Raw genomic sequence first — 4,510 nt, 5'->3', positions numbered from 1 at the left:
GTTCGGTTGGCTTTTCATTTTCACCTTCTGGTGAATTGGTATCGCGACCTTTACTCAGTTGCCCTTTAAGCTCTTTTAATTGGTCTTGCATTTCTTTTGAAAACAGAGAGTTTGACATAATAATTAACGTATCGTTGGTTAGTGAATGAGTGTCTTAATGGTTTATATCATAGATAAAAATCGAATGAGCTTACTTTACGCTTGTGCTGCGACGCTCGCAAGTAAGGATTGTAACGCTTGCCCTGGATGCTCGGTTTTCATAAATTGCTCACCGATTAAGAAGTGCTGAATATCATGACCTAGCATCAAACGAATATCGTCGCTGCTATGAATGCCACTTTCGGTGACAATAAGCGGCCGTTCTAGACGGTCATTAGGATTGGCAGCGAGCGCATCATCAATAGCTAATTCGCGCAGCAGGGTATTTTTTAAATCAAGCGTCGTTTGTAAGTCGACATCAAAGGTATTTAAATCGCGATTATTAATACCGTAAATATTATGCGCTGAACGTGGCAACTGTAGCGCTCGTTCAAGCTCATCTGCTGTATGAACTTCAATCAAGACATCCATACCCAGCTCAATGCTTAGCGCATGTAGCTCTTGTACTTGCGCGTCATCAAGGCAAGCCATAATCAATAAAATACAATCAGCGCCCATTAAGTAAGATTGGTAAATCTGATAAATATCTACCATAAAATCTTTGCGCAATATCGGCAAGCTGCAAGATTCGCGGGCTTGGATTAAGTAGCTGTCATCACCTTGAAAATAAACACGGTCAGTGAGTACTGATAAACAACTGGCTCCCGCTTGCTCATATTGCTTGGCAAATAGCGCAGGCGCAAAGTTATGATTGATAATACCTTTAGACGGCGAGGCTTTTTTAATCTCCGCAATGATACCAATATCGGCGCTGCGTAAAGCATTGGCAAAACCGCGACGTGGCTGGGTATCAGTAGCAACTTGAGACTTTAATGCTTCAAGCGATACTGTCGCCCGAGCAGCAGCGACTTCATCATGTTTGGTGGCGACGATACGCTGCAACACTGAAGGAATCGCGGTGTCTGATTTTGGCTTGGCGGTCATGGCTATATTCCATTATTTGGTAAAAAAATTAGGGTAACAATTAAGCGAATAAATTAAGGCGGCATACATAGTTGCGATTAACAGGGTTATGAGCCACGTATTTTTTATTAATTTTAGGCATTTAGCTTATTAAGCTTGGCCAGCTAATTGCTGCGTATATTTGGCTAGGTCATCAAGCTTAATCAAAGCGTCACCATTTTGAATGACTTTTTGGGCGCGGCTCACGCCATTCGGATAGTTGCTGGCAAGTCCTGCGGTATATATTGCAGCTCCGGCATTTAAGGCAATCATATCACGGGCTTTTAGAACAGCGCGGTCATTAGTATCTTCACCTGATAAAGCGGCACGAATCAGCTCAAGGCTTTGGGCTGGAGAATCGACATCAAGCCCAATTAAGGTTTGTGACTCGACGCCAGCATCTTCTGGCATCATCTCATAAACAGAGATTTCACCGTCTTTTAACTCGGCTACCGTGGTCGAGGTCGCAAGACTGATTTCATCCAAACCATCTTTGGCACCGACCACCATTACATGACGCGCGCCCAAATTTCTCATCACTTTTGCCAAAGGCTCACATAACTGGGCAGTAAAGACGCCGATGACCAGATTTGGCGTGCCAGCAGGGTTGGTCAGTGGACCTAAGATATTAAAAATCGTCCGCGCTTTTAGCTCACGGCGTACCGGATTAGCGTAACGCATCGCACTATGATGGTTGGGCGCAAATAAGAAACCGATCCCTTGGTTTTCAATACACTGCTGCGCTTGCTCTGGTGTCAAGGTTAGGCTAATACCGGCTTGCTCAAGCAAGTCTGAGCTACCAGATTTGGTCGAAACGCCGCGGTTACCATGCTTAGCGACTTGCGCCCCAGCTGCGGCTGCGACCAAGGCTGCCGCTGTGGATACGTTAAATAAGTTAGCGCCATCGCCACCAGTACCGACGATATCGACCATGTAGCGACAGTCTCTTGGGTTAATATTGGCAGCTAAGTCACGCATTGCACTTGCTGAGGCGGTAATCTCATCGATGGATTCGCCTTTCATCCGCAGGCCCGTCAAAATTGCGCCCATCATGGCATCGCTGCATCTGCCTTGCATGATGATGAGCATGACTTGATACATCTCATCAAAGGTCAAATCAATATGCTGAAAAATCCTGCCTAGCGCGGTGGTCAGAAGCTTATGAATACTCTCATCTGGCAGCTGATTGATGCTCTCAGCATTTTTCAGGCTTTTCTTATCCTGATTCATGATTGATTTTTTGTCCTGCGTGGCGGCAGCGGTCATAATATTCTCACTTATTATTATCTTTTATAGTTGTCGTATAAATACATTCATTGAATTAAAAAGTGGGTTCGTCTTTTAAAGCGCTTATCCTACTTTTGGCAAATTATCTGAGGGTAAAACTGCTAATTGATGTGTTTGTAAAAAGTTATTCAGCAGCTGATAACCCGCTTCGCTTAAAATCGACTCAGGATGAAACTGTACGCCCTCAATCGCAAACTCGCGGTGGCGAATGCCCATAATTTCTTCAATATTGCCATCAGTATTTTGCGTCCAAGCGCTAACCTCAAAGCAGTCGGGTAAGCTTGCTTGCTCAATCAACAATGAGTGATAACGGGTAAACTGGGCTGGATTTGGCAAGTTGGTAAAAGCGCCTTGACCATTATGATAAATAGCCGATAACCGCCCATGCATGACTGCGCTTGCTTTGACGACTTTACCGCCAAAGGCTTGGCCGATTGCCTGATGACCCAAACAAATACCTAATATCGGGGTAATGCCTTTAAACGTCGCAATCACCTCTAGCGAGATACCAGCACTGTTAGGGTCACATGGGCCAGGACCAATAACAATGGCATCTGGGGCGAGTGTTTTAATCTCTTCAATACTGATTTTATCGTTATGCCAAACTCTGATGTCCTGCTGCAACTCACCGAAGTACTGTACAATATTGTAGGTAAAGCTGTCGTAATTATCGATCATCAAAATCATTATTTGTTCAACTTAGTCTCTTTAACCTAGTGTCTTAAGCTTGGTGTTCTCAGTGTAGCGTCTTTAATTCAATAGGTTCAACAGCGATGCGATTTTAAAAGTTGTTATCTTAACACTATTTCGTTATCTATCAAACGTAGCGCCGTTGCACGCCGATAGCAATAAATGCTCTATAAAGGTGCGTTACTAAGTTAAACTTTCTAAAGTTTGCACTGTTGTGGGACGTTATTTAATATATTCATCTTTGAGTTTGCTAGCTAGACATAACAATTGCTATGCAAATAACGCTTTAATATAAAAGATTTATATTACGTAAATGTTTGTATTTATTATAGATAATTATTAGTTTCAACCTTTGGATGTTTTAAAAACTTGATGGCCCGAAGATGAGTTGGCATAGTAGCTGCAATTCTTATAGGTGTGAATAGCTCGCTATTAAAGCGATGTAATATTATTTACCAAGATGCATTTGAAGAGTTCAGCATTATCGGCCAGATGTTGCTAAAATAGCACCTGCATTTATTTGGCTCATAAAAATACTTAAAGCTTAACGCCAGAAAATCAGCTGCGCTTTGAGCAAAAAATAACTTTTAAAAAAACTTTCTGTCTAAAATTTTTATTCTACGTTCCAATTTTATTACCACGATAACCATAAGGGAAACTTTCCATGTCGAACAAATTACTTGATCTTATCGAATCATCCAATGCCAAATGGGTCGATTTCCGTTTCACCGATACCCGCGGCAAAGAGCATCACATGACTTTCCCAGCGCACAGCGTCGACGAAGAAGTGATGGAAGATGGCAAAATGTTCGACGGCTCATCGATTGCTGGCTGGAAGGGTATCGAAGCCTCAGATATGATTTTGCGCCCTGATCCAGAAACCGCCTTTATCGACCCATTCTTTGATGCAGTTACTGTGGTGGTGACTTGTGACATCATAGAGCCCTCAACGCTACAAGGCTACGACCGTGATCCACGCTCTATTGCTCGCCGTGCCGAAGAATACTTAAAATCAACGGGTATTGGTGATACCGCTTTTTTTGGTCCTGAGCCTGAGTTCTTTGTTTTCGACGAAGTAAAATGGTCGGTTAATATGTCTGGTGTTAGCCATGAAATCGTCGCTGAAGAAGCCGCTTGGTCTACCAATAAAGCCTATGAGTGGGGCAACATGGGCCATCGCCCGCGCGTCAAAGGCGGCTATGTACCAGTACCGCCTGTGGACAGCTCACAAGACATGCGTGCGGTAATGTGCGAGCGTATCGAAGATATGATTGGCGAAGGTTGTATCGAAGTCCATCATCATGAAGTGACTCCTTGCCAGTTAGAGATTGGCGTGGCATTTAATACTTTAGTAAGTAAAGCGGATGAAGTACAAAAGCTAAAGTATGCCGTCCATAACGTTGCCCATCAGTTTGGTAAAACCGCCACCTTT

At 43.4% G+C, this 4,510-nt stretch carries 4 protein-coding genes and 1 pseudogene; 1 reads left to right on the top strand and 4 read right to left on the bottom strand.

Going from position 1 to position 4,510, the window contains the following annotated elements; genetic code table 11:
- The 4 genes and pseudogenes from V7D75_RS04815 to V7D75_RS04800 form a co-directional block, all read right to left on the bottom strand.
- Nucleotides 1–118, bottom strand: a pseudogene (locus V7D75_RS04815) (Smr/MutS family protein); the annotation flags it as partial.
- A 77-nt stretch (nucleotides 119–195) separates the two neighbouring features.
- On the bottom strand, nucleotides 196–1,083 hold the full coding sequence (trpC, locus tag V7D75_RS04810) for an indole-3-glycerol phosphate synthase TrpC (protein ID WP_333613630.1): 888 nt from the start codon (nucleotides 1,081–1,083) through the stop codon (nucleotides 196–198).
- Nucleotides 1,084–1,212: 129 nt separating this feature from the next.
- Nucleotides 1,213–2,331 carry an anthranilate phosphoribosyltransferase gene (trpD, locus tag V7D75_RS04805; protein ID WP_333613635.1) on the bottom strand — a complete coding sequence of 373 codons (1,119 nt, stop codon included), beginning with the start codon at nucleotides 2,329–2,331 and terminating at the stop codon, nucleotides 1,213–1,215.
- A gap of 120 nt (nucleotides 2,332–2,451) precedes the next feature.
- Nucleotides 2,452–3,075 carry an anthranilate synthase component II gene (locus tag V7D75_RS04800; protein ID WP_333613629.1) on the bottom strand — a complete coding sequence of 208 codons (624 nt, stop codon included), beginning with the start codon at nucleotides 3,073–3,075 and terminating at the stop codon, nucleotides 2,452–2,454.
- Between the two features lie 667 nt (nucleotides 3,076–3,742).
- On the opposite strand from V7D75_RS04800, the gene V7D75_RS04795 reads away from it, so the two are divergent.
- A partial coding sequence (locus V7D75_RS04795) for a glutamine synthetase beta-grasp domain-containing protein (RefSeq protein ID WP_333613628.1) occupies nucleotides 3,743–4,510 on the top strand: 768 nt, incomplete at its 3' end.

Source organism: Psychrobacter sp., from assembly GCF_036731945.1.
In the GTDB taxonomy this organism is placed as follows: Bacteria; Pseudomonadota; Gammaproteobacteria; order Pseudomonadales; family Moraxellaceae; genus Psychrobacter.
The sequence above is the reverse complement of the archived record's forward strand: the minus strand, read 5'-3'. Positions and strand labels throughout refer to the sequence as shown.